19 protein-coding genes and 1 pseudogene are annotated in these 25,822 nt (G+C 41.9%); 19 read left to right on the top strand and 1 reads right to left on the bottom strand.

Features of this window, described 5'->3' with window-relative positions; genetic code table 11:
• The first annotated feature begins 80 nt into the window (after nucleotides 1-80).
• The 11 genes from pcrA (at nucleotide 81) to dgoD (ending at nucleotide 17,534) form a co-directional block, all read left to right on the top strand.
• Nucleotides 81-2,351 (top strand): DNA helicase PcrA, encoded by a 2,271-nt coding sequence (pcrA, locus tag BU202_RS05555; RefSeq protein ID WP_075104802.1) that lies wholly within the window; start codon nucleotides 81-83, stop codon nucleotides 2,349-2,351.
• Between the two features lie 152 nt (nucleotides 2,352-2,503).
• Nucleotides 2,504-5,749, top strand: a complete 3,246-nt coding sequence (gene rexB / locus BU202_RS05550) for an ATP-dependent nuclease subunit B (protein WP_075104801.1) — start codon at nucleotides 2,504-2,506, stop codon at nucleotides 5,747-5,749.
• A complete protein-coding gene (gene addA / locus BU202_RS05545; protein WP_075104800.1) occupies nucleotides 5,739-9,341 on the top strand; it encodes a helicase-exonuclease AddAB subunit AddA in 3,603 nt (1,200 codons plus the stop codon). The genes rexB and addA overlap by 11 nt, the downstream gene beginning before the upstream one ends.
• 89 nt (nucleotides 9,342-9,430) lie before the next feature.
• Nucleotides 9,431-9,916: a YkgJ family cysteine cluster protein gene (locus BU202_RS05540; RefSeq protein ID WP_075104799.1), complete on the top strand. Its 486-nt coding sequence runs from the start codon at nucleotides 9,431-9,433 to the stop codon at nucleotides 9,914-9,916.
• Between the two features lie 133 nt (nucleotides 9,917-10,049).
• Nucleotides 10,050-11,264 (top strand): amidohydrolase, encoded by a 1,215-nt coding sequence (locus tag BU202_RS05535; RefSeq protein WP_075104798.1) that lies wholly within the window; start codon nucleotides 10,050-10,052, stop codon nucleotides 11,262-11,264.
• 327 nt (nucleotides 11,265-11,591) lie between these two features.
• Nucleotides 11,592-13,577 (top strand): PRD domain-containing protein, encoded by a 1,986-nt coding sequence (locus tag BU202_RS05530; protein ID WP_075104797.1) that lies wholly within the window; start codon nucleotides 11,592-11,594, stop codon nucleotides 13,575-13,577.
• Nucleotides 13,578-13,586: 9 nt separating this feature from the next.
• On the top strand, nucleotides 13,587-14,204 hold the full coding sequence (locus BU202_RS05525; RefSeq protein ID WP_075104796.1) for a bifunctional 4-hydroxy-2-oxoglutarate aldolase/2-dehydro-3-deoxy-phosphogluconate aldolase: 618 nt from the start codon (nucleotides 13,587-13,589) through the stop codon (nucleotides 14,202-14,204).
• 9 nt (nucleotides 14,205-14,213) lie between these two features.
• The gene (locus BU202_RS05520; protein ID WP_075104892.1) at nucleotides 14,214-14,678 is read left to right on the top strand and encodes a PTS sugar transporter subunit IIA; all 465 of its coding nucleotides are present in this window, start codon (nucleotides 14,214-14,216) and stop codon (nucleotides 14,676-14,678) included.
• 1 nt (nucleotide 14,679) lies between these two features.
• Nucleotides 14,680-14,958 carry a PTS sugar transporter subunit IIB gene (locus BU202_RS05515; protein WP_075104795.1) on the top strand — a complete coding sequence of 93 codons (279 nt, stop codon included), beginning with the start codon at nucleotides 14,680-14,682 and terminating at the stop codon, nucleotides 14,956-14,958.
• A 31-nt stretch (nucleotides 14,959-14,989) separates the two neighbouring features.
• Entirely contained in the window at nucleotides 14,990-16,372 is a 1,383-nt protein-coding gene (locus BU202_RS05510; RefSeq protein WP_075104794.1) for a PTS galactitol transporter subunit IIC, read from the top strand.
• Between the two features lie 16 nt (nucleotides 16,373-16,388).
• Complete coding sequence (gene dgoD, locus BU202_RS05505; RefSeq protein ID WP_075104793.1) at nucleotides 16,389-17,534, top strand: galactonate dehydratase; 1,146 nt, start codon at nucleotides 16,389-16,391, stop codon at nucleotides 17,532-17,534.
• 167 nt (nucleotides 17,535-17,701) lie between these two features.
• On the opposite strand, the pseudogene BU202_RS05500 reads toward dgoD, so the two are convergent.
• Nucleotides 17,702-18,660: pseudogene (locus BU202_RS05500) on the bottom strand (IS30 family transposase).
• A gap of 208 nt (nucleotides 18,661-18,868) precedes the next feature.
• Between BU202_RS05500 and BU202_RS05495 the strand changes: the two are divergent.
• The 8 genes from BU202_RS05495 to tnpA all read left to right on the top strand — a co-directional run bounded on the left by BU202_RS05495 (nucleotide 18,869) and on the right by tnpA (nucleotide 25,643).
• Entirely contained in the window at nucleotides 18,869-20,908 is a 2,040-nt protein-coding gene (locus tag BU202_RS05495) for a BglG family transcription antiterminator (RefSeq protein ID WP_075104792.1), read from the top strand.
• 18 nt (nucleotides 20,909-20,926) lie between these two features.
• On the top strand, nucleotides 20,927-21,382 hold the full coding sequence (locus BU202_RS05490; RefSeq protein WP_075104791.1) for a PTS sugar transporter subunit IIA: 456 nt from the start codon (nucleotides 20,927-20,929) through the stop codon (nucleotides 21,380-21,382).
• Between the two features lie 14 nt (nucleotides 21,383-21,396).
• On the top strand, nucleotides 21,397-21,696 hold the full coding sequence (locus tag BU202_RS05485) for a PTS sugar transporter subunit IIB (protein WP_075104790.1): 300 nt from the start codon (nucleotides 21,397-21,399) through the stop codon (nucleotides 21,694-21,696).
• 21 nt (nucleotides 21,697-21,717) lie between these two features.
• On the top strand, nucleotides 21,718-22,971 hold the full coding sequence (locus BU202_RS05480; RefSeq protein ID WP_075104789.1) for a PTS transporter subunit IIC: 1,254 nt from the start codon (nucleotides 21,718-21,720) through the stop codon (nucleotides 22,969-22,971).
• A gap of 15 nt (nucleotides 22,972-22,986) precedes the next feature.
• A complete protein-coding gene (gene rpe / locus BU202_RS05475; RefSeq protein WP_075104788.1) occupies nucleotides 22,987-23,631 on the top strand; it encodes a ribulose-phosphate 3-epimerase in 645 nt (214 codons plus the stop codon).
• Between the two features lie 14 nt (nucleotides 23,632-23,645).
• A complete protein-coding gene (locus tag BU202_RS05470) occupies nucleotides 23,646-24,398 on the top strand; it encodes an SDR family NAD(P)-dependent oxidoreductase (RefSeq protein WP_075104787.1) in 753 nt (250 codons plus the stop codon).
• A 10-nt stretch (nucleotides 24,399-24,408) separates the two neighbouring features.
• The gene (hxlB, locus tag BU202_RS05465) at nucleotides 24,409-24,963 is read left to right on the top strand and encodes a 6-phospho-3-hexuloisomerase (protein ID WP_075104786.1); all 555 of its coding nucleotides are present in this window, start codon (nucleotides 24,409-24,411) and stop codon (nucleotides 24,961-24,963) included.
• 206 nt (nucleotides 24,964-25,169) lie between these two features.
• Complete coding sequence (gene tnpA, locus BU202_RS05460; protein ID WP_075104785.1) at nucleotides 25,170-25,643, top strand: IS200/IS605 family transposase; 474 nt, start codon at nucleotides 25,170-25,172, stop codon at nucleotides 25,641-25,643.
• The last annotated feature ends 179 nt before the right edge of the window (nucleotides 25,644-25,822 follow it).

Genomic DNA, 25,822 nt, shown 5'->3' with positions numbered 1-25,822 from the left:
ATAAAAGAATTGGAACTCTTGGGAAATCGGCAGTAGGTTCTTGCTTGATTTCAGATGAGAAGAAGGGATAGGGAGAGAAGATGAATCCTTTATTAAATGGAATGAATGAGAAGCAGGCAGAGGCGGTTCAGGCAACGGAAGGGCCTTTGTTGATTATGGCGGGGGCGGGGTCTGGTAAGACCCGCGTCTTGACCCATCGTATCGCTTATTTGATTGATGAAAAGCTGGTCAATCCATGGAATATTTTGGCCATTACTTTTACCAATAAAGCAGCTCGGGAGATGAAGGAGCGGGCCTTTGCGCTGAATCCAGCAACGCAGGATTGCTTGATTGCGACCTTCCACTCCATGTGTGTGCGCATTTTGCGCCGCGATGCCGACCATATTGGCTACAATCGTAATTTTACCATTGTAGACCCGGGTGAACAGCGGACATTGATGAAGCGGATTTTAAAAAACCTCAATCTGGATCCGAAAAAGTGGAGTGAACGCTCTATTCTAAGCACGATTTCCAACGCCAAAAATGACTTGATTGACGAAGTAGCCTATGAAAGTCAGGCAGGGGATCTGTATACCCAGATTGTGGCCAAATGCTACACCGCCTACCAGAAAGAATTGCGCATGAGTGAGGCGGTGGACTTTGATGATTTGATTATGCTGACCCTGCGCTTGTTTGACCAGAATCCAGATGTGCTGACCTATTACCAGCAGAAATTCCAATATATCCACGTTGACGAGTACCAAGATACCAACCATGCCCAGTATCAGCTGGTCAAGCTCCTCGCTTCACGTTTTAAAAATATCTGTGTCGTGGGGGATGCCGACCAGTCCATCTATGGCTGGCGCGGAGCGGACATGCAAAATATCCTTGATTTTGAAAAGGACTATCCAGAAAGCAAGGTCGTGCTTTTGGAAGAAAATTACCGCTCGACCAAGACCGTTTTACAGGCTGCCAACGATGTCATCCAAAACAACCGCAGACGCCGTCCGAAAAATCTCTGGACGCAAAATGATGAGGGTAATCAGATTGTCTACTACCGCGCACGTGATGAGCAGGATGAGGCGATTTATGTGGCGGGGCAGATTGACGACTTGGTGCGGGCAGGTAGTGCCTATCGCGATGTTGCGGTCTTGTATCGAACCAATGCCCAATCTCGGACGATTGAAGAAGCTCTTTTAAAGGCCAATATTCCCTATACCATGGTCGGAGGCACCAAGTTCTACAGCCGTAAGGAAATTCGTGATGTCATTGCCTATCTAAATGTCATTGCAAATCCAGCAGATAACCTCTCTTTTGAGCGGATTGTCAATGAACCCAAACGTGGGGTGGGACCTGGTACGGTGGAGAAAATCCGTGATTTTGCCCAGCTCCAGAACATGTCCTTGCTTGAGGCTAGTCAGAATATCATGCTGTCTGGTATCAAGGGCAAGGCTGCCCAAGCAGTCTTTGACTTGTCCAATTTGCTCTACCAGTTGCGGGATCAATTGGATGAACTATCGATTACAGACTTGGTAGAAGCGGTCTTAGCAAAGACAGGCTATATGGAGTTCTTGACGGTGCAGGCGACCTTGGAAGCCAATGCGCGGATAGAAAACTTACAGGAGTTTCTTTCTGTGACCAAGCATTTTGATGAGGAAAATGAGGTGGAAGGGGAATCAGGTTTGGAAACCTTGAGCCGTTTCCTCAACGATTTGGCCTTGATTGCAGATACGGACGACGGTGATCGAGAGAGTTCAGAAGTGACCTTGATGACCCTGCATGCAGCCAAGGGGCTTGAATTTCCAGTAGTGTTCCTAATCGGAATGGAAGAAAATGTCTTTCCCCTTAGTCGAGCAGCGGAAGATGAGGACGAATTAGAAGAAGAACGCCGCCTTGCTTATGTAGGGATTACCCGTGCGGAAAAGCAGCTCTATCTGACCAATGCCAACTCACGTCTCTTATTTGGGCGTAGCAGCTACAATCAGCCAAGTCGGTTTATCCGAGAAATATCGAGCGATTTATTGGAGTATCAAGGCTTGGCAAGACCTGCCAATACGGCCTTTAAGGCCTCTTATGCTACTGGGCAGACTGCTAAGTTCGGCCAAGGCATGAGTTTACAACAGGCCATTCAGTCCCGCAAGTCTCAGATTCAGCCTCGCAGTCTGGGAGACGATTTACCTTTTGGAAAATCCAGCAAGACTGGTCAAACGGACTGGGCGGTAGGAGACATTGCCGTTCACCGCAAATGGGGACGGGGAACAGTCCTTGAAGTGACAGGTAGCGGCAGCAGTCAAGAGTTGAAAATCAATTTTCCAGAGATGGGGCTCAAAAAAGTCTTAGCCAGCCTTGCTCCGATTGAGAAAGCAGAGTAAACGAAAAAACGCCTAGAAATCAGATTTCTAGGCGTTTTAGTCTAGGTCATATTTTTGAATGTAGAAGACTGATATGAAGCCAGTAAGTTTGGCTGACTTTTGGTATAATAGACATACAGATGCAAAGAGTAGGAGCTAGAGGAGAGTAGGCTATGAAATTATATTACGCAGATATTCGCTATCCTTTGACACGGTTTCTGGCAGAATTAGCAAGGGACTACACGCAGGCAGGAAAACGGGTCTTTTACATTGCGCCCAATTCCCTCTCTTTTGAAAAGGAGCGGGTGGTGCTGTCGAACTTAAAGGAGAAGGGCTCCTTTGATATGATGGTCACGCGTTTTGAGCAGTTGGCGCGCTATTTTACCCTCAATCAGGTGGAAACAAGAAAAACGCTAGATGATACAGGGATGGTCATGCTCTTTTTTAGGCTCTTGTCGCAGATGGAAGAGACAGAATTGCAGGTTTATGGCAAGGTCAAGCAGGACATTCCCTTTATCCAGCAGCTGGTGGACTTATATAAGGAAATGCAGCGCTCCAATTTGACAATCGCGGACTTGGTGGGGCTGGATTCTCCTGATAAAGAGGCAGATTTGGTGAAAATGTTGACAGCTTTTGAACAGGTGATGATAGCAGAAGGCTTTCAATCCTCGACAAAAATCGTCCAATTTCGTCAGGCAGTCGAATCAGGGCAGCTGGATCAGGAATTAGCAGATCTGGTTCTCGTCGTGGACGGTTTTACCCGTTTTTCAGCCGAGGAAGAAGCCCTGCTTGTAGCCTTACATGGGCGGGTGGCAGAACTCGTCATTGCAACTTATGCAAGCCAAAGAGCCTACCAAGCTACCTATATCGAGGGCAATGTCTATCAGGCAGGTGTTGAATTTCTCCGTCATTTAGCCCAGACCTTCGAGACCAAACCAAGCTATCTAGGTGGCCCAGAGCCATTAGATGCCTTGGGAAAAATTTCCCAGAACATCGAGGGACGGTATGATTTTTCTGGTCGTCAGGTGGCTTTAACAGATGAAGAGAAACAGTCTGTTCACCTGTGGGATGTCATCAACCAGAAAGAAGAGGTCCGTCAGGTAGCGCTCAGCATTCGAAAATTGCTCCATCAAGGTGTACGTTATAAGGACATCCTTGTGCTTCTGGGAGATGTGGACAGCTACCGTTTGCAGCTGGGGAATGCCTTTGACCAGTACGATATTCCCTATTATTTGGGACGAGCAGAGGAGATGAGCCACCATCCCTTGGTGCATTTTGTCGAATCCTTGGAGCGTTTGAAGCGCTATCGTTTCCGAACAGAGGACATGCTCAATCTATTGAAATCAGGGCTGTATCAGCAATGGTCTCAGGAAGAATTGGACGTGTTTGAGCAGTATCTCTTATTCGCAGATGTCAAGGGGCAGAGCCAGTTTGAGCGAGCTTTTACTGCTAAAAATGGCAACCGCTATGATATGGCAGCCCTCAATCAAATCCGTCAGCAGGTGATGGAGCCCTTGCAGGTATTCTTTAAGGCGCGGGCCCAATCAGGTAAGAGCTTATTAGCTAAATTCCGCACATTTTGCGAAGCGATTTCCCTGCCAGCCAATATGGAGGCCTTATCAGCATCCTTTGGTGAACTAGAGCAGGAAAAAGATGAGCAGGTCTGGAATCGTTTGGTTCATCTCTTGGAGAACATGCACCAGATTTTTGCGGATGAACAACTGACAGTGGCGGATTTTCTTGCGATTTTACGGGCGGGGATGCTGGCGAGTACCTATCGGACGGTGCCTGCGACGGTTGATGTGGTACAGGTCAAATCCTATGACTTGATTGAACCTCATACGGCCAAGTATGTCTTTGCGATTGGCTTGACCCAGACCAACTTTCCAAAACTAACCAAAAACACGAGTTTGGTGACCGATGCAGAACGAGCACGGATCAATGAAGCGACAGGGCAGTTCGCCCAGTTTGACGTAGTCAGTCGGGAACATGTCAAGAAAAATCATATGGCCATGATGTCCCTCATCAATGCGGCAAGTGAGCAGTTGGTTTTATCAGCTCCACAACTCGCCAACGAGGCAGAAGATGGCATGTCGCCCTATCTACAACTCCTGCAGCAGTTAGGCATTGAAAAAGAAGAAAAAGGGAAAAAATCAGGCTTTCGGCTGGACGATTTGGCGCACTACAAGAGCCTATTAGCCCGCGTGATTGAGGCCAATCGTTTGCCTTTTGACGCAGAGTGGACGAAGGAAGAAGAAACCTTCTGGTTGGTCGCCATTCGCTACTTACGCAAGAAATTGGAAAAAGAGCAGATTGTTATTCCAGAGATTACTGGGGAGGTAGAGACCAGTCCCTTGTCAGCAGATACGCTGGCAGTTCTCTACCCCGCAGACGAGCCGCTTGTCTTATCAGCTTCTAGCTTGACCGACTTTTATCGGAATGAATACTTGTACTTTATCAAGCATGTGCTGCGCTTGCGAGAAAAGGACAGTATCCGTCCTGATGCGCGTAGTCATGGGAATTTCTTGCACCGTATTTTTGAGCGGGTGACAAGTGACCATAGCGAGCGTTCCTTTGATGACAAACTGCAAGAGGCCATGGCAGAAACCCGCAAGGAGCCGTCCTTTGAAGCCCTTTACCAATTCAATGCCGAAAGCCAGTTTTCAGAAAAGGTTTTGCTGGACATTGCGCGTGCGACTTCTCTCGTCTTACGGGATGAACCGATTACGCAGGTGGTGGCAAACGAAGCAGTTTTTGGAAAAGATCAAGCGCCATTTTTGACCTTAGAAAATGGCAGAGCTGTTCAAGTTGTTGGGAAAATCGACCGCTTGGATCAGCTCACATCGGATCAGGCGTTTGGGGTGGTAGACTACAAGTCCAGTAGCAATCAGTTCCACATGGATAAATTTTACAATGGGCTCAGTCCGCAGTTGATAACCTATATTGCAGCTGTTCAGCAATTGCCAGCATTTAGCCAGTCAGAAAAGATTTTTGGGGCCATGTATTTGCACATGCTCGACCCGATTGTCAAATTGACCGATACCAAGTCGAGCGAAGACGTGCTTGCAAATGCCTATAAATCTCTGGTCTACAAGGGCTTGTTCTTGGAGGAAGAAAGCAAACAGCTCAACCAACTATATGTCAAGACCAAGGCATCACTCTTTGCCCAGCAGGACTTGGAGACCATGTTAGCCTACAATCAGACCTTGTATGAGAAAGCAGGAGAGAGGATTGTAGCAGGTCAGTTTGCGGTCAATCCCTACACCGAAGACGGACGATCCGTGGCGGGTGAGCAGCTAAAGGCCATCACAGGATTTGAAGCCGATCGCCATTTTCCATTGGCCCGTAGGCTGATGAAAGGTGGTAAGAAAGAGGAATGGCTAGAGAGAATGAGGAAAGGAGTAGCTGATGAGCTTTGAAGCATTTTTAAGCCCTGCTGAGATTGCAGCGTTACAAGATAAAGAAGCCCTGTCAGATAAGGCACAAAAGCGAACGCCAGAGCAGATTGAAGCCATCTACACCAACGGACAAAATGTGCTGGTGTCTGCTTCGGCTGGTTCAGGTAAGACCTTTGTCATGGTGGAGCGGATTTTGGATAAAATCAAGCGAGGCATTGGCATTGACCAGCTCTTTATCTCGACCTTTACGGTCAAGGCAGCTGGTGAGTTGAAGGAACGGATTGAAAAGAAAATCACTCAAGAAATTCATGACAGTCAAGAGGAAGCGATGAAACGCCATCTGTCTGAACAGTTGACCCATTTGCCCAATGCGGCTATTGGAACCATGGACGCCTTTACACAACAGTTGGTGACGACTTATGGCTACCTGCTAGGCATTGCCCCGAATTTCCGTATCTTACAGGATAAAAATGAGCAGGACTTGCTCAAGCAGGAAGTCTTTACCGATCTCTTTAGCGATTATATGGCAGGAAAAGACAGGACAGTCTTTCAGCAATTGGTGCGGAATTTCTCTGGCAATCGTAAGGACAATAAGGGGTTCCGGGAGGTTGTGTATCAGATTCACACCTTCAGCCAATCAACCAGTAGCCCGCAAGACTGGCTCAAGGAAACCTTTTTGAAGGGGCATGAGCAGTTTACCACGATTGACAGTCTTCCCGCCTCCACCTTTGAGGGGCTGCTAGACAGTATGGAGCGGGCGGCAAATGACCTCCAAGATGTGACGGATTTGCCGGACTATAAAAAAGAAACCAAGGCTGGTAAGCCAACGGCTGCCTATACCAAGCACTTGGCCATCATTAGCCAGCTTCGGGAATTGGTAGCGGAGCATGACAGAAGCAGGAAAATGGACGAGTTGCTAGAAGTGGTTGCGCAGTTGGTGGCTATTTTGCCTTCTGGGGGAGAAGTGACGGTTGCGGGGGAAAAATACCCTGTCTTTAAAGACCTACAGGCACGTTTGACCCATTTAAAACATCTGGAGACTATCCTTGCCTACCAACCGCAAATCTTGCCTTTGCTCGCTCTCTTGCGGGACTTTGTCCTTGACTTTTCTGACCAATACCTCCAGCGCAAGATGCAGGAAAATAGCTATGAATTTACGGACATCAGCCATTTTGCCATTCAAATTTTGGCGGATTATCCAGAAATTCGCAAGCTCTATCAAGCGACCTATCACGAGGTCATGGTCGATGAGTATCAAGACAACAACCATATTCAGGAGCGAATGCTAGACTTGTTATCAAATGGCCATAATCGCTTTATGGTGGGGGATATTAAGCAGTCTATCTACCGATTCCGTCAGGCAGACCCACAGATTTTCCAAGACAAATTTGAACTCTATCAAGCAGATTCAAGCGCAGGCAAATTGATTCTCCTCAAAGAAAATTTCCGTAGTCAGTGCGAGGTGCTGGACGCAACCAATGCGATTTTTACCCGCCTCATGGACAAGGAAGTTGGACAAATCAAGTATGACGAGACCCATTGTCTGGTCGCAGGAAGTGAACGCCAGAAGATTCAGCAACCTCACCATCAGATGGAGTTTTTGATCTACAACACTGATGTGGAGGAAGCAGACGAGCAGGACGAGGTGAGCGCAGGTGAGGTGGACTTGGTTGTTAAGGAAATCATCCGCCTGCACAATGAAGAGCAGGTTGCCTTTTCCGATATCACCCTGCTCGTGTCTTCGCGAACCCGCAATGAGCGCATTTTGACCAGCTTTGAGCAGCATGGCATTCCGCTTGTGTCAGACGGAGGCGAAGCCCATTATCTCAAGTCCTTGGAAGTCATGGTGATGCTCGACACCCTGCGGACCATCAACAACCCCCTCAATGATTATCCCTTGATTGCGCTCTTAAAATCGCCCATGTTTCGTTTGACCGAAGATGAGTTGACACGGATTGCTCTACAGGCGGACTCCGCCTATTTCTACCAGAAATTCCAGCAGGCCTTGAGCGGGCAAGGTGCCCATCCAGACTTGATTTCACCTGCCTTGAAGAAAAAATTGGCACACATCAAGACTTATCTGGACAATTGGAGGCTCTATGCCAAGACTCATTCCATCTATGACTTGATTTGGAAGATTTTCAACGAGAAATTTTACTATGACTATGTCGGGGCTCTGCCCAATGGTGAAAAGCGCCAAGCCAATCTCTACGCTCTTGGTTTGCGGGCTAATCAGTTTGAAAAGACGGGTTTTAAAGGCTTAGCACGCTTTATTAGCATGATTGACAAGTTGATTGCCAGCGACAATGATTTGGCGGATGTGGAAGTAGCTCTTCCGCAAAATGCCGTTCAGCTCATGACTATTCATAAGAGCAAGGGGCTGGAATTTAAGTATGTCTTTCTGCTCAATATGGACAAGGATTTCAGCCGTCAAGAAAGCAGAAGTCCGATTGTCCTTAGTCGGGAAAATGGGATTGGGGCCCAGTATCTAGCCGATATGAAAGACAGATTTGAGACCAGCTTGCCCCATGTGCGTGTCCAGATGAACACCCTGCCCTACCAGCTCAATCAGGAAGAATTGAAACGCTTGAGCCTATCAGAGCAGATGCGCCTGCTCTACGTTGCCATGACACGGGCCGAGCAAAAACTCTATCTGGTCGGAAAAGGAAGTCAGGAAACATTGGTCAACAAGTATGATGGGAAATCACGTTTTGGGGTCCTCGCCCAGTCCACACGGGAATCTATGACCAACTTTCAAGATTGGATTTTAGCGATTGAAGAAGCCTTTAAGGGACAGGACCTGCATTTCAAAAAGACCTTTGTGGCAGCAGAAGACCTGACGCCTGAAAAGATTGGACAATTGCAGGCACCGTCTCATCTACCAGCAGACAATGTGAGAGAGAACCGCCAGTCAGAGGACATTGTGGCTGCCTTGAAACAATTAGAAGCCGTTGAACAAGTCAATCACGAGTATCAGGCGGCGATTGACCTACCGAGCGTTCGGACACCGAGCCAGATTAAAAAACTCTATGAACCTGTTCTGTCGGATGACGGTCTTGAAATCATGGAGCGCTATATTCCCAAGCGGAAATTCACCCTGCCAGATTTTAGTCTTCAGCAGAAGGTGACAGGAGCGCAGATTGGCTCAGCCATGCATGAATTGATGCAGCGGCTGCCTCTCGTGTCTCCCATAACGGCAGATGTCGTGCAAGCGACACTTGCGCAGGTGGATGCAGAAGCGGCTGTCAAAGACAAGATTGAAGTGACCAAGGTCGTTGCTTTCTTTGAAACCCCGCTGGGGCAGGAAATTCTGGCAAACAGCGCCTTGGTGCGGAGAGAGCAACCATTTGCGGTCTTGCAAACGGATAGCCTTGCCAAGGAAGACTATGTCTTACGTGGAATTATTGACGGCTTTATCCATTATCCAGACCGTATCGTCCTCTTTGACTATAAGACGGACCATTATCAGCATCCGAGCCAGCTAGCCGAGCGCTATCGCGGCCAAATGCAACTCTACGCAGATGCCCTCAAGCAAGCCTACCAAGTAGAAATCGTTGAAAAACACTTGATTTTACTAGGTGGCGACACCATTGAAGTGGTTCATTTATCGTAAAAAAGCAAGCCTTGGTTCATTTGAATCAAGGCCTTTTCATGGTATAATAAACTATCAATGGAAGTGAGAGTGTCAGGAGTTAGGCAAAGATGGATATTGAACAGTACAAACAATTAGCCCAGCAAAAGCAGGGAGAGCACCGTAAATTTCTAGCGACCTTAAAGAAAAAAGCACCCAAGGATTTGGATAAGATAGTCCAGCAAGTGCATGCCGAGGTCTTTGAGGAGATTGACTGCACAGCTTGCGCGAACTGCTGTAAAACCCTCGGTCCCTTGTTTACCGAGGCGGATATTACCCGCATTGCCAAGCATTTTCGGATGAAATTGCCCGTCTTTGAGGACCTCTACCTCAAGGTTGATGAGGACGGTGACAAGGTGTTTCAGGCCATGCCCTGTCCATTTCTAGGCGAAGACAATCTCTGTAGTATTTACGATGTCAGACCCAAGGCCTGCCGAGAATTTCCCCACACGGACCGCAAGAAGATTTACCAAATCAACCACCTGACCATCAAAAATACCCTGACTTGCCCTGCAGCCTATCTCTTTGTAGAGAAGTTGAAGGAGCGGTTGGGATAGAGCATCAGAAACAGCCCAAGGGCTGTTTTTCTTTATGTTGATGGCGGATTCCCCTTTCTATTTGAGTTTGTGCTATACTAGTAGGGAGAGTATGTAATATCAGGATTAGAAGTTGTATCAAGGAGGGAAATCTATGTCGATTCAACAAGTGTTACAGTCTTTAGAGACCATTCAGGAATGGCAAGAAGAAACCTATAAGTATCTTCATTGTCATCCAGAGTTATCCATGCAGGAGACAGAAACGGCACGCTTTATTTTTGACACTCTAAAAGGCTATGGCTACGAGACGCAGCTTATTGGTGGTGGTGTCGTGGGTGTCTTGGAAAATGGAGAGGGGCCTGCCATTCTGTTTCGTGCGGACATGGATGGGCTTCCGATTAAAGAAGAGACTGGTCTGGACTATGCCTCCCAAGTTGTCATGACAGACTTAAATGGTGAGACTGTCCCAGTCATGCATGCCTGTGGTCACGATGTGCATATTGTAGCTGGGTTAGGAGCAGCATGGGCATTAGCAAAAAATCTAGATGCCTGGCAGGGAACCTATATTGCCCTCTTTCAGCCAGGAGAAGAAATCGCTGCTGGGGCAACAGCCATGATAGCAGATGGTCTGTTTGAGAAAATTCCACGCCCGACCTTAGCCCTTGCCCAACATGTCTTGACAGAACCTGTAGCCGGTCATGTTGGCACCCTATCTGGTCCTTTCTTGTCGAGTGCTGCCTCGCTTAAAATCACGATTTATGGTCGTGGAGCGCATGGCTCCATGCCGCATTTAAGTCTGGACCCCATTGTGATTGGCTCTTCCATTGTGATGAAACTACAGACCATTGTTTCGCGGGAAGTCGATCCATTCCAATTTGCGGTAGTCTCTGTCGGTAGTTTTCAGGCAGGGCTGAAAGCCAATATTATTCCAGATAGTGCAACCTTACTCGTCAATATTCGGACCTATGATGAAAAAGTAGAGCAGCAAGTGCTGGATAGTATCAAGCGCATGGTCTACGCCGAGTGTGAAGCTGGTGGCTGTATCAAAAGGCCAGAGATAGAAGTCTTTGACCGCTATCCTTTAACAGACAATGATCCAGAAATCACAGCCCAAGTGACGGAGGCTTTTCAGACCTATCTAGGGGAAGACAGAGTAGTGGCTTATCATCCCATGACAGCGTCAGAGGACTTTTCCTATATTCCACGTGCCTTAGAAATCCCCTATCTCTACTGGGGCTTCGGAGGATTTACTGAAGACCAAGAGACCTACGCCAACCACAATCCAAAATTCGCTCCCGCCATCCAACCCACTCTCCGAACAGGAACGGAAGCCGCTGTCGTTGCCATCTTACGCTATCTCGGAAAATAGTTGATCTTATTCCAAAGAAATTTCTTGCGATGATAGGAATGATTAAGCAGGGAAGGAAAATAAAAATAAAACAGTCGCATGGTGAGGATGTGGCCCCCGGTGAAATAAAATAAAAATACTATTATATGACTTGTTTTCTATATTGGATAGGAAACAAGTCTTTTAAATTGCCACTGTTCATCAATAAAATGATTTGAATAGAGTATGGAAACCGATTCACGGCTTCGTCACAATCGTCTAGAATGTGAAGGATAATCATTTGTGATGAACAGCTAAAATAAAGCGCTTTATTTTGTTAAAATAAAACTAAAGAAGGAGGAGGTTAATATGTTTAAAGCGATAGAAGCAAAGCTTATAAAATCGATAGTAAATCAAAATGGCTCAGCTATATTGCTTGCTAAGCAGTTGCATTTAAGTATGGAAGATATCACCAATGTTATAGAACAGATTAATACTCGATGTAAACTTCCTCTTATTTACCAACAGCAAGAAAAAATTGTCATCAATCAAGATATCTTAGAAAAACATTCACGGATTGTACAGGTATTGAGTCAGTTGGACGATAGAGTATTTGATAAGACGATTCGTAAAAAAATCATTCTTCTGATATTGTTAATGAAAAATCGTTATTTACCAGTTGAAGTATTTATCGACGCGAATCAAGTGAGTAAGAATACCGTTGTAGCCGATATTCGTGAATTGAAAGAAGAATATGCAGTAAAAAATATCAAGATTTCATATAGTCGCAGAACAGGTTATTTCATATCAGGTGATGAATTACATTTGCGTAGTATGTTAATTTCAGCGATTATGGATATTCTTGAACTAAACAATAGCACGCTAATTTTGTATCGAACAGGACTATTTGATTTTACGGCAATACAGTCTTTGCGAACAAAACTCGAGATTCTGGAAGGAAAAATAAATATTTCTTTTACAGATGATTGGATTCGCAAACTACCATACACTCTTTTTTCCGTTATTGAACGTATAAAACAATTTCAAGTTGAAGTCAGCGAATTTTATGATCTAAAAGGAACAAAAGAGTTTGTGACAGTTAAAAACTTATTTTGGGAATACGTTTTTTTGAAAGAGCGTGACTTACTCTACTTAACCTTTCTAGTCATGTCTTCGAATGTCATTATTGCTACCCAATATGATTCAGAATTAGAATGTCTACTAGATAGGTGCACAGACCAGTTTATTCAAGCGATTGAAAAAAATCTAGCCGTTCAATTCATCGATTCTGTAAAGGTAAAAGAGGACTTAATTGCCCATCTAAGACCTGCCACTTTTCGAGTAAAGTTGGGTCTCCATGTTATCAATGCTGTAACGGAAGTATTTACTGAGGAATATTGGTATTTTTATGAAGCAGTGGTGAACCATCTTCATTTTTTAAGTCCGCTTTTTAATCAGACACCGATATCGAAAGATGAAATTGTTTTGATTGCAATGATTGTGATGGGAAATTTAGCAACAACATCTGAGTCTAAATCCCTTTTTACAGCTGTTGTGATTTGTAAGAATGGAAGGGCCATTTCTCACTTACTTGCGGATGTCATTAGCGATTGGTTTCCAAATATTCATATAGCATATGTCATGTCTAAGCGTCAATTTGAAGATGTAAAACCAGAAGTAGATTTTGTCTTTACGACAATACCAGTTCAAACAAGAATTCCTACTTTCATGGTTCAGCCTTTCTTATCAGAAGATGAGAGACAGGTGTTAATCAAGAAGGTCTTAGACACTATTCAACAGGACCCAAATTTAAAAGCAAAAGAGGTTATTTCTTCTATCACTTCTTTCATACCGGAAGAAAGTAAGAATGATATTTTAGAAGCTTTAGAAGAATTTTTCGGTCAGTTAGGGCCCCCTACTTTTGAAAAAAATTCGATTTTAAGTTCAGTTTCGCAGGTCTCTATTGTTGAAGAAATAGAATGGCGACAAATCATTCATAGAAGTTATGAAGGCATTTATAGTCGAGGGAATGTGACTAAAAATTATATTACGAAGTGCCAACAATCCTTTTATCATTCCTATACCACACAAATTATTTCTAATGAGGTGTTGCTTCCGCACTCACTTCCAGAAAATGGTGTTTTAGAACCAGATGTGCAGATTATCTTATTAAAAAAAACAGTGATTGCTCCTAATCAGCAATCGTATCGGATGATTATTGCATTAGCACCAGGTTATGAGAATGAACATGTATCGTGGCTTGTAGAGTTGAATAAGAAATTAAGAATAAGTAAAAAGCGAGAGGAAATTTTTAATGCAAAGACTTCACAAGAACTTTTTGAAAAATTAAAATGAGGTAAAGATATGGTATCTGACTTTCCAAAATTAACAGTTATTTTAAGAGGTTATGATTTTAAGGACCTAGATACAATCATTAGTGCTATCCAGTATGAAAATTGTGCCGTTGAAGTTACATTGAACTCCCCAGATGTTTTTGATTCACTGAGGAAATTAATCTCTAAGTATGGAGATAAAATAATCATCGGCGCAGGGACTGTGCTGAATATAGAGGAGGCTCGCAGGGTTATTGACTGTGGAGTACGATTTCTTTTGTCTCCTGTCATGTTATCACCGGACGTGTTGGAATTATGTCGTGCCAATAACGTGATATCTGTTCCAGCAGCGATGACTCCAACAGAAGTGCACACATTGCTAGGTAATGGTGCAGACATTGTTAAGATTTTTCCTGCCGATGTTGTCGGAAAAGAGTTTTTTAAAGGCATACGTGGACCATTGGGGAACCTTCCATTGATGGCAGTTGGTGGTGTTTCTATTCACAATGTTGCATCATTTATGGAAGCAGGGGCCAGTTACATTGGTGTTGGATCAGCATTGTTTTCTCAAGAGGCGATTCGAAATAAAAACAAGGAATTATTAGTTGAAAATGTGAGAGAATTTTTGAAAAAAATGGAGGTGAGATGACAGATGGATTTGGAGTTAACAATTGATTCATCCCTCTTTTTTCCAGATCTCAACTGTAAAACGAAAGAGGAAGTTATTTCTTTCTTAGCAGAAGAGTTGGCTAAAAAAGGTTATGTGGGAGACGAATATAAAACTGCTTTACTGGAACGCGAAAGGATTTATCCGACAGGATTACCATCTAATAGTTTTAATATAGCCATTCCTCATGCAGATTACACTCTAGTAAATCAAACAACTATTGCTATTGGGATTCTACAAGAACCTGTGATATTTTATTCTATGGAAAATGTTGAGGAACCATTAGAGATTAGCATTGTTATAATGCTTGCAATAGACAAACCTCATGGGCAAATTGAAATGCTTCAACGCATTGTACGCATCATCCAAGATGATCATTTACGCCAAGCTTTAGTGGAAAGCTATGACGAGCAATCAGTCAATAAATTACTACAATACCTAAATGGAGGAAAATAAAATGAAACATATTCTAGTAGCCTGTGGAAATGGCATTGCGACCTCAACAGTCGTAGCGACAAAAATTAAAGAATTTGCTCTCAAAAAGGGAATCCAAGTGGATACAACTCAATGTAAACTGATGGAAGTTACAGGAAAAGCAAGTAACTTTGATTTATTAGTAACAACTGGACAATTTACAGGCGGAGAAGTAGCTATTCCTTCTGTTGGAGCAATTTCTTTACTAACGGGAATAGGAGAAGAAGCAACATTAGAAGAAATTATGAACTATATTAGCTAGTCAATTAGTTATCTCAGTAAGGAGAAGAAGGATGCAATTTTTTAATTTTCTATTAAATGCTGGACCGACAGTCATGTTGCCAGTTATCATTACGATTATCGGTTTAATTTTTGGATTGAAATTTACAAAGGCTTTTAAATCGGGCTTAACATTAGCCATTGGTTTTGCTGGTATTAAATTAGTTATTAATTTTATGTCAACAAATTTAGGACCTGCTGCACAAGCAATGGTCAAGCATCTTGGAGTGAAATTAGATGCGCTTGATGTTGGTTGGGGATCGATTGCGGCTGTGACTTGGTCATCACCAATTATCGCTATTTTGATTTTTGCTATTTTTGCAGTAAATATGTTAATGCTAGTCTTGAAAGCAACCAAGACACTAGATGTTGATATTTGGAACTACCATCATATGGCCATTGTTGGTGTTATGGTATACTTTGTGACACATAATATTTTTCTCGGTGTTGCTGCTTCTGTCACAATGGCGATTACGACTTTTAAAATTGCTGATTGGTCAGCTCCCCTTGTTGAACGATTTTTTGGTATCCCGGGTGTCACTTTACCAACGGTATCAGCTCTTTCTTCGCTTGTGATTGCTTGGCCTCTTAATTGGCTATTAGACTGTATTCCAGGTATCAATAAAATAAAATTTTCAGTTCGAGATGCACAGAAATATCTTGGTTTCTTTGGAGATCAAATGATTCTTGGTTTACTGATGGGATTTGTAATCGGTCTTTTAGCTCGCTATGACATCATTAAAAGTTTTGAACTTGGCGTGAATATGGCAGCCGTTCTTATTTTAATTCCTAAAATGACATCCTTGTTCATGGAGGGATTGATGCCGATTTCAGAAGCTGCTAAAGGCTTTACACAAAAATATTTTAAAGGTCGAGAGTTATTCATTGGTTTAGATGCTGCTGTTGTTGTGGGAAATCCAGATGTTATTACAACAGCCTTGATTTTAATTCCTCTTACAATTTTTATGTCAGTGGTATTACCTGGAAATCGTGTGTTGCCATTTGCTGATTTAGCAGTCATTCCATTCCGCGTAGCAATGGTCGTTGCATTAACGCGTGGAAATCTTTTCAAAAATTTGATTATCGGATTGGTAACAACAGCTTCTTTGCTGTACTTTGGAACCTTTACAGCTCCTATATTGACAGAAGTTGCTCAGACAGTTGGGATTGACTTAGCTATTGCAGGCGGAGCCATTATGATTTCATCATTTGCCTCAACCAGTATGGTGCAAAGTTTCTTAGTATTTATGGCTTTTACTGGCAATTTGATGATTACAATGCCTATCATGATTCTTGTAATTGCAGCTAGTTGGTATTACTTTGATATCATTCAACCGAGAGTAAAAAAAGTAACTGATGAAAAAGTAACGGTTACAGATAGTCCTAATCGAATGTGACGAAAGGAGGCTAAAAATGAAAATTACAGATATTGAAGTGTACAAAGTAAAACCACGGTGGATTTTTATTAGAATTCTGACGGATGAAGGTCTTGATGGTTGGGGTGAAATGATATCCGGAACAAAGACAGAAACGGTCGTTGCTGGAGCTTATGAAATGGGACGGCGCATTCTTGGACGTAATCCACTAGAAATAGAAAGATTGTGGCAAGAACTTCACCGCTCATTTTTCCGAGGAGGTCCGATTAATGGTACCATCGTTTCAGGGATTGAGATGGCCTTGTGGGATATTAAGGGGAAATACTTCAATGCTCCGATCTATGAGTTATTGGGAGGAGCTGCCAGGGACAATCTTCGTGTCTATTCTTGGATTGGGGGAGATCGTCCTGACGATGTGGTTGCAGAAGCACAAGATAGAGTTAATCGTGGTTTTAATGCGATTAAAATGAATGCGACGGAAGAATTGCATTATATTGACAATTTTAAGAAAATTGATCAGGTTTCACAGCGAGTGGCAGCTTTACGGGATGCGTTTGGATATGAATTAGATATTGCAGTAGATTTCCATGGTCGTGTACATAAACCGATGGCTAAAGTCCTTGCCAAAGAATTAGAACAATACCAATTAATGTTTATGGAAGAAGTTGTGCTTCCTGAAAACGAGGAAGCATTTGATCAGGTTTCTCAGGTATCTTCGACTCCTTTAGCAACGGGTGAACGGTTAGTGACGCGTTGGGATTTTAAAAATATATTTAAAAAAGGTGTGATTGATATTATTCAGCCAGATGTTGCTTTGGTAGGAGGGATTTTAGAAACTCGTAAACTAGCAGCAATAGCTGAGATGTATGACATGGCAGTAGCACCGCATGCACCGTATGGACCAATTGCATTGGCTGCTACCTTCCAAGTTGATGCCTGTACTCCGAATGTCTTTATCCAAGAACAAAGCCTAGGGATTCATTATAATAAAGGATTCGATTTATTAGATTTTGTTCGCAATAAAGAAATTTTCCAATACAAAGATGGTTTTATTGATATTCCAAAAGGTCCAGGATTAGGTCTTGAAATGAACCTTGAGCTTATCAAAGATATTGATAAGGAAGGACTCGTTTGGATGAATCCAAAATGGAAACATTATGATGGAACGATTGCAGAGTGGTAGTAACGTTTTAGATACCTTTTTATACCTACATGATAAAAGAAAAAGTTTAGAATAGTGGCGTCTAAACTCATTCTGGGCCTTTTCTTTTTCTAATCTCCTAAAAGTTAGGGCCACAAAAATTGTGGCTCTGTCTTGTTTTTATTAAAATGGCGAAATTCAAGTCCAAGTTAGCCAGCGTATAAAACCTCTCTGGGAGTTTTGTAATCTAATACTTTCTTAGGATAGTTATTAATCCAATTTTCAACGAATGTGACCTGTTTTTGGGTCGCATTTTTACTTCCCTTTGGTAACCAACGTCGAATCAAACGATTATGTTTTTCATTGGTCCCTCTCTCCCAGGAAGAATAAGGGTGGGCATAGTAAATGTGCTCAGGATCAAAAACATCAGATAAGCGACTAAATTCCGTTCCGTTGTCAGCTGTGATAGAGTGAATCTGATACGATACTCTTGCAGGATTGTTCTCAGGGCTTGATTGATGGAAGAAACGGACTTGTCAGGAATAAGGCGAATGATTTGATACCGACTTTTTCTGTCGGTTAGGGTCAGTCGACACTCGTTTTTAGCTCGTGTTTGAATAACTGTGTCAATCTCAACATCACCGATATTCTCCCGCTTGTTGATACTCTCCGGTCGTTCCTCAATCGACTTTCCAGCAGGTTTAAAGTTAGGACTAGCTTGTTTCTTATTGGCTTTCGCTTTTCTAGGATAGAGCAGGGCTTCTTTCCCAACTCCTAGATGTCCATGATGAATCCAGTAATAGATAGTAGACACGGGAACATTTACCTTTCCAGACTTGACCATCATCTCAGGCGAGTATTTCTGATTTAGGTAGTGACAGATTTTCTCCTTAGTCTGTTTATCTAGTTGAACAGTTTTCACAGAGCGTTTTCGGTTTTCTTCATAGATTATCTGAGCTCTGGCGGCTGAATAGACCTTTGTGAACCTACTGTGACGCACTTGTTGGAGAATTAGCCCCCGCTTGACCTCATTATGGATGGTTTGAGGAGCTTTATCTAGTCGCCTAGCCACTTCACGATTGGAACAGCCTTCATGTAACCAACGTTCAATATTTCTACGGTCTGATAGTGTTAAATGTTTTCCTTTTGGTGTATAATAGTCTTGCATCTCAGAGTCCTTCTAATTGTTCTTGTCGTGATTACAAGATACCTCTCTGAGGTGTTTTTTCATACCACAAACTGGCTAACTTCATTTTAGAACTTTCAGTGTTTTTGTTTTCATCACAATTTACTGCTTTCTAAAAACATTTTTTGGGATGAAATGATGTTTACTTTTCAATTTAAGTACGTTATCCTAGAGTCATAGGAGGAAAAGAATGATCGATCGTAAACAAGCAATTCTCCACCATCTTCTGACAAATAATCAATCTGATGAGATGATATTGAAGCAGGAGTTGGGGCTGACTAGTCGGCAATTATCGTATGCAATCACAGCTATTAATGATGACTTGGACAATTTAGGTTCTCCTCGAATTGTAAAGCAGGATGGGCGCTTTTATTGTTCACCACAAAGTAAACAGCTTTTAAAAGATTTTATACATATTTCAAATTTAGAAATGACGAGTAGTTCTCGTATAAAGTTGATTCTTTTAATGATTTTGAGCAAGGAAGATTATATCTCCTTAAATCACTTTGTTTATGTATTTGGTTACAGTAAAAATACTATCTTGACGGAACTAAAGAAGGGTAAAGAGGTGTTGACGAATTACCGACTTCGGTTGGACTATAACCGTAAAACAGGTTATGAGATTGAAGGAAGTGAGTGGGATAAGAGAGAGCTGTTGAAGCATTTAATCTTTGACTTGCAAACAACATTTGGCATACCACCTTTAAAAAATTTCCTATCTGATGAGAAAGTGCATTTTTCAAATGTGGAAGATGGTCTCCATCGGATTGAGAAATTTTTAGGAATGAAGTTTACGGATGAGGATTTTTACCAGTTGATCCCTTTTCTAGCTTTGATACTAAAAAGAATTGAAAGAAACTTTCTTATTCAAGAGTTTGATCAAAAGGATATTCAAGAGATTAAGGGAACGAAGGAATTTCAATCTTTATACTTCACAGAACCATTTTCAAGTGTGACTGAGGAAGAGTTGGTTTACATTTCCTTGCAACTTCTCAGTTCTGGGACGAGTATCCATGCCCCGTTACGGTCTGAGGACCTGCTTGAATTGTCCAATTCTTTATCAGAATTTCTAACAGAATTTGAGCAATCAGCCTTACTTGTATTTCGAAATCGTGCACAATTGCTGGAAAAGCTACTCAATCATTTCAAACCAGCTTATTATCGAATCAAGTATCATCTGACTTTTGAAAATGTCATGTACGAGCAAATTATAAGCAAATATCGGATTTTGCATGATTTTGTTAGAAATGCAATCACACCACTAGAGAGGTTTTTTGAGACGAGTCTGTCTGATAAAGAGATTGCTTATATCACCTTGTTTATCGGAGGGCATTTGCTAGCTAAAGGAGAAGAACGATTAGAGGAGAAAACAATAAAAGCAGTTGTTGTTTGTCCTAATGGAATCTCTTTCTCCAAATTGATGGAACAGGATTTGCGTACCCTTTTCCCAGAGTTTGTTTTTTATCCAAGTATTTCGGTCAGAGAGTATCAGGGATTCATTTTACCACATGATATTGTATTTTCATCTGTTCCTTTAGAAACAAGTAAGATACTTTATCTAGTCAATACTTTATCACTAGATGAAGAGAAGATTCAATTGAGAAGATCGGTCATTAGTCAGTTTTTTCAGATTGATAATCAGGTCTTTCATGTAGAAGATTTGTTAAAAATTATCAAAAAGTATACCTCAATTAGTGCAGAGGAACAGTTGAGACAAGATCTGAATCGCTATCTTTTAAAAAATAGTGTTCAGGTGAAACCAGAGTTCGATCAAGCGGCATTGTCTATTCAAGGTTTAGCGAATCTATTCTCCTTAGATTGTATCCAAATTATTGAGAAAGAAAAGTCTTGGGCAGAATTATTAAAAATCGTAGCAAGTCCCTTAATACAAAAGGGAGTGATTGATGAGAGTTACTTAGCGTCCTTGCTTTTTGAATACCGTGATCAACCGAAGTATATTATGCTTCGTCAAGCAATTTTACTACCGCACTTAGATCCGACTATTTACGCTCAGAAACTTGGGTGTAGCCTGTTGGTATTACGTAATCCTATTCTCTATAGGGAGTACGATTTGCATTTTATCTTGTTGATGACGACACCGGATAAGACCAGCCATTTGCCTCACCTATTAGAAGTGCGAAATTTAGCCAAAAATAAGTTATTGTTGGAAAAAATGAAAGAGGCTGAGAATAGTCAAGGCATTCTTACCCTACTTCAACAGAAAATGTAATTAGAAAAGGAAGGAATCATGCTTCAGGAATATATAAAAGAAGATTTGATTTTCATAGATCAATACTATGAAGACCGCCAGCAATTTTTCGAAGAGATTGCAGCAACATTAGTAAGTAAAGGTTATGTCACAGAAGGTTTTGGAGAATTTTTGCAAGACCGTGAAACAAACTATCCAACAGGATTAGAACTGGAAGATTATAATGTAGCTATTCCTCATGGTGATCCTCAATTTATCATTAAACCCTTTATTGCGGTAGCTCGTTTGAAAGAATCGGTATGCCTATACCGTATGGATGACCCTGAAGAAGCAATACCAGTCAAATTCTTCTTCTTTCTTGGTTTGGATAGTGGTGGCAATCATTTGCAGATTTTAAAGGAAATCATGCAACAGATACAAAATAAGGATATGATAGAGCAACTCTTGGTTGCTCCAACTGAAGAAGCATTTCTTCTTCCATTAAAAAAATTATAGAAAAGAGAATAACGATGAAAAAAATTACAATTTTAGTCGCTTGCGGTAGTGGTGTGGCGACATCAACCTTAGCAGCTGATGAAGTAAAAGGGGTATGTGAAGAATACGGGATTACCAATTATAGCCTTATTAAATCTTCTATGCAGGAGTTAACTTCGGCTGCGGAACAGGCAGATGTTGTTTTGACAACGAGTATTTACCGTGGTGAATTAGATAAGCCATATATGAGTGTTTCAGCCTTCGTTACTGGAATCAATGAAGAAAAAACTCGTCAAAAACTAGGTCAACTGTTGAAAGAAATGGCTAGTGAATAATAAAAAATTTAAGGAGTCGATATGGAAACGTTACAAAATATTATGCAGACGATTACGGGTATGGGGGCCTCTGCCATCCTACCACTGGTTATCTTTATTCTTGGGATATGCTTCCGAATGAAGGTTTCTGCAGCAGTTAAATCAGGGATTATGGTTGGTATCGGATTTATTGGTCTAGGCTTGGTTGTTACCTTGCTAAGCTCATCTTTACAACCTGCTATTGATTATTATTCTGAATTGGGTACGGGTTTTACGATTGTTGACTTGGGCTGGCCGGCTGTTGGTGCAGCTGCATGGGTTGCTCCTTTTGCGGGGCTTGTTATCCCTATCGGTATTCTCTTGAACCTTTTACTTGTTCGATTGAAGTGGACCAAGACCTTGAACGTGGATATATGGAACTATATGCATTTCCTTGTACCAGGGGCACTCGCTTATTTTATTTTTGATAATTTTTTGCTTGGATTGTTTGTTTCAGTAGCTCTATCCGTTCTTGCCTTATTTGTTGGCGACAAGATTGCTCCTATGTGGCAAGAATACTATGGTCTTGAAGATACAACTTGTACAACCCTTATTCATACAGGATGGACGCTTCCATTTGTCTGGGTTGTCAACAAGATTTTTAATGTGATTCCAGGATTAAAAGAGTGGGATATTAGTCTTGATAAGTTGCAAAAGCGTCTTGGCTTGATGGGAGACCCAGCGATTATTGGTGTTCTAGTAGGTTTGATTTTGGGCTTGCTGACTCGTCACAATCTGCAAAATATCGTTACTATGGCGATGGGCGTTGCAGCAGTCCAAGTTTTGCTTCCTAAAGTTGTAGGTGTCCTGATGGAAGGCTTGACGCCGATTGGTAAGGCAGCAAAGACCATCATGATGAAACAAATGGGGGAAGATGCTGAATTGAATATCGGAATGGACTGTGCTCTAGCACTTGGAGATCCAGCGACTGTAACTGTAACTGTGATTACTATTCCACTTACCATGCTCGCAGCTCTGATTTTACCAGGCGTTCGGACTTTCCCAATAGGTATTTTAACTTCTATTATTTATATGACAACGATGACAGTTATGGCTGCTAAGGGCAATGTAGTACGGTCTGTCTTGTCAACCCTTCTCTTTAGTATTGTTGTGATGTATTTGGGAGCCTATGTTGCACCAGGGGCAACTGAATTCTTGAAGGGAGCTGGAGTTGATTTGACAAGTCAGGGAACTGACTTTGTATTGACAGGTCCTTGGGAAATTTTGACTTACTGGTTGAGCACACTCTTCGCATAAGAAAGGACAGAAATTATGACTCAGATTTTACCTTCAATTTTCGGCGCAGATATTTTGAATTTGCAAAGAGAAATTAACTTTTTGGAAGGTGCAGGCACAGAGATTCTGCATGTAGATTTAATGGATGGAAACTTTGTTAACAATATTGCGTTTGGTCCAAACCAAATTAAAGCGATGAAAGAAGCATCTACAATGACATTTGATGTTCACATGATGCTAGATAATCCTGCAAAACATTTGGATGATATCATTGCAACAGGCGCAGAGATGATTTCGGTTCACTATGAGTCAACTCCCCATGTGCATTCCATAATTCAGCGTATTAAGAAAGCAGGTTGTAAGGCTGGTATTGTCATAAATCCTGGAACACCTGAAACAGTTTTGGAATATTTGTTAGATGATGTTGATTATATTCTAGTTATGACGATCAATCCTGGACAACCTGGTCAAAGTTTCATCCAGAAAAGCCTGGAAAAGATTGCTAACGTCAAAAAACTAATTGGTGAACGAACAATTCGAATTGAAGTTGACGGTGGTGTTAACGAAGAAATCGCTAAGACTTGTAAAGAAGCGGGAGCAGATTTGATTGTAGTAGGTGGTGCACTCTTTAACGACTCACCAGCTGAAAGTTATGCAGCATTGAAAGAAGCTATTAAATAGGAAGAGGAAATCGTATGAGTAATGTAGAAGGACAGGTTGTTGTTGTGACAGGTGGTGCTCACGGTATTGGTCGTGGAATTGCTGAAAAATTTGCTAAAGCAGGAGCTCATCCAGTCATTGTGGACTACAATCCTGAAACAGGCCAGAAGACTGCAGATGAAATTACTGAAAAATATGGGAAAGCCCTCTTTGTTCAGGCTGATGTTTCTGATGCTGAAGCTATGCAACATGTCCGAGAAGAAACATTTAAAGGATTTGGTCGCGTAGATATTCTCATTTTGAATGCTGGGATTGCAGTAGCCAATAAAGTCGAAAACATCAGTTTTGATGAATGGCAACGTCATCTTAATATCAATTTGACAGGTCTCTTTAATACGGTTAAGGTCTTCCACAATGATTTTTTGACCAATAAAGGGGCTATCGTTTATATTAGCTCAGGTTCTGCCTTGTCTGGTACGGGTGGCGGCGTTTCCTATCCAGCAAGTAAGGCGGGTGGTGAAGGACTCATGCGTGGTCTTGCCAAAGAACTTGGTCCACTAGGTGTTAATGTCAATATCGTAGCACCTCGATTAATTGATACAGGTGAAATGATGCGTGTCAATTACCCAACAGAAGAAGCTCTACAAGCTGTCTTGGAAAAAATTCCTGTTCGCCGTTATGGCACGATTGAAGATGTTGCTAACCTAGCTTACTTCTTAGCAGATCCAGCTAATTCATATATTCAAGGACAAACCATTCTTTTGGATGGTGGACGGACTATCGCTTAGGAGGAAGAACATGTCTTTACAAAAAAATGTAAAAAATATTCTCGCTGAACTAGATGGTAATGCTTCATTTATCAGTGAAGAACAAGCTAACAATTTTGTATCAGAAATTCTTGCCGCAAAACATATTTTTCTTGCAGGTGCAGGCCGTTCAGGTCTCGCTGTTAGAGCTTTTGGAAATCGCCTCCTTCACTTGGGTTTTAAGGTGAGTATTGTTGGTGAAATTTCCTCACCTCATTCGCAACAGGGAGATTTGGTGATTATCTGCTCAGGTTCTGGGGAAACAGGTAGTCTTGTTAGTCTAGCTCAAAAAGCTTCAAAATCTGGTGTCAAAATCGCCTTAGTCAGCATGCGTGATGAATCCACTATCGGGAAATTAGCTTCAGCCAATCTTACCTTAAAAGGTCAAGTTAAGGGAGAAAATGAAGAAAAAGAGTTCACACAGCCGATGGGTGCAGCTTTTGAACAATTAGCATTCTTGGCTTTTGATGGCATGGTTTTAGAGCTAATGGATCGAAAACATGAAACTTCAGATTCGATGTTTGCTCGACATGCAGATTTTGAATAGTCCAATGGGTTACTTGATATAAAAGACAAAGACCTTAGAATTTATTTTCTGAGGTCTTGTTACTTATTATGGCTTCCAGCCAGTTTTTCTCGAAGAGAAAAACAAGAAAACCACCAGCTATGCTGGTGGCAGATAAGGCTTTGAGCCTCCATTTCTTTTTCCTGATATAATCTAATTGTTCAGGTTAGATAAAGGAGGGAAAAGAAATGACTAAAACCAGTTATAGTTTATCACACACTAAATGGATGTGCAAATATCATATTGTTTTCACACCTAAGTACCGAAGAAAAGCTATATACTACAAAATTAGACAGGATTTAATCGAGATTTTCCGTCATCTATGCCAATATAAAGGAGTTGAAATTATTGAAGGACATATGATGGCAGATCATGTTCATATGTTAGTTCTTATTCCCCCAAAACTTGCGATTTCTGATTTTATGGGATACCTTAAAAGTAAAAGTGCCTTAATGATATTCGATAAACATGCGAATTTAAAATACAAATATGGAAATCGCAAGTTTTGGGCAAGAGGGTATTACGTCAGTACGGTAGGGTTAAACGAAAAGACTGTTGCGAAGTATATCTGCGAGCAGGAAAAAACAGACATTGCTCTTGATAAGTTGAGTGTTAAAGAGTATGAAGATCCATTTTCAGATGGAGGTTTTAGAACAAGATAAAAGCCCGTTGTTACGGGCATTAGTCAAGTAATAGAAGCTAACCTGAACGAAGTTCAGCGAGCGTCTTTAGACGCCGCTGGAGGGAAACGGCTTATAGCCGGTGTACAAGCCACCCGTTTTTACGGGTGGTTATGACTGTTGTTTACTAATAAATAAGTGAGGAGGAAATCATAAGCGAA

The organism is Streptococcus cuniculi, assembly GCF_001921845.1.
Classification (GTDB): domain Bacteria; phylum Bacillota; class Bacilli; order Lactobacillales; family Streptococcaceae; genus Streptococcus; species Streptococcus cuniculi.
The sequence above is the reverse complement of the archived record's forward strand: the minus strand, read 5'-3'. Positions and strand labels throughout refer to the sequence as shown.

Excerpts from the sequence above, each read along its gene's own strand:
- pcrA (WP_075104802.1), top strand. The coding sequence starts at position 81 with ATGAATCCTTTATTAAATGGAATGAATGAGAAGCAGGCAGAGGCGGTT.
- rexB (WP_075104801.1), top strand. The coding sequence starts at position 2,504 with ATGAAATTATATTACGCAGATATTCGCTATCCTTTGACACGGTTTCTG.
- addA (WP_075104800.1), top strand. The coding sequence starts at position 5,739 with ATGAGCTTTGAAGCATTTTTAAGCCCTGCTGAGATTGCAGCGTTACAA.
- BU202_RS05540 (WP_075104799.1), top strand. The coding sequence starts at position 9,431 with ATGGATATTGAACAGTACAAACAATTAGCCCAGCAAAAGCAGGGAGAG.
- BU202_RS05535 (WP_075104798.1), top strand. The coding sequence starts at position 10,050 with ATGTCGATTCAACAAGTGTTACAGTCTTTAGAGACCATTCAGGAATGG.
- BU202_RS05530 (WP_075104797.1), top strand. The coding sequence starts at position 11,592 with ATGTTTAAAGCGATAGAAGCAAAGCTTATAAAATCGATAGTAAATCAA.
- BU202_RS05525 (WP_075104796.1), top strand. The coding sequence starts at position 13,587 with ATGGTATCTGACTTTCCAAAATTAACAGTTATTTTAAGAGGTTATGAT.
- BU202_RS05515 (WP_075104795.1), top strand. The coding sequence starts at position 14,680 with ATGAAACATATTCTAGTAGCCTGTGGAAATGGCATTGCGACCTCAACA.
- BU202_RS05510 (WP_075104794.1), top strand. The coding sequence starts at position 14,990 with ATGCAATTTTTTAATTTTCTATTAAATGCTGGACCGACAGTCATGTTG.
- dgoD (WP_075104793.1), top strand. The coding sequence starts at position 16,389 with ATGAAAATTACAGATATTGAAGTGTACAAAGTAAAACCACGGTGGATT.
- BU202_RS05495 (WP_075104792.1), top strand. The coding sequence starts at position 18,869 with ATGATCGATCGTAAACAAGCAATTCTCCACCATCTTCTGACAAATAAT.
- BU202_RS05490 (WP_075104791.1), top strand. The coding sequence starts at position 20,927 with ATGCTTCAGGAATATATAAAAGAAGATTTGATTTTCATAGATCAATAC.
- BU202_RS05485 (WP_075104790.1), top strand. The coding sequence starts at position 21,397 with ATGAAAAAAATTACAATTTTAGTCGCTTGCGGTAGTGGTGTGGCGACA.
- BU202_RS05480 (WP_075104789.1), top strand. The coding sequence starts at position 21,718 with ATGGAAACGTTACAAAATATTATGCAGACGATTACGGGTATGGGGGCC.
- rpe (WP_075104788.1), top strand. The coding sequence starts at position 22,987 with ATGACTCAGATTTTACCTTCAATTTTCGGCGCAGATATTTTGAATTTG.
- BU202_RS05470 (WP_075104787.1), top strand. The coding sequence starts at position 23,646 with ATGAGTAATGTAGAAGGACAGGTTGTTGTTGTGACAGGTGGTGCTCAC.
- hxlB (WP_075104786.1), top strand. The coding sequence starts at position 24,409 with ATGTCTTTACAAAAAAATGTAAAAAATATTCTCGCTGAACTAGATGGT.
- tnpA (WP_075104785.1), top strand. The coding sequence starts at position 25,170 with ATGACTAAAACCAGTTATAGTTTATCACACACTAAATGGATGTGCAAA.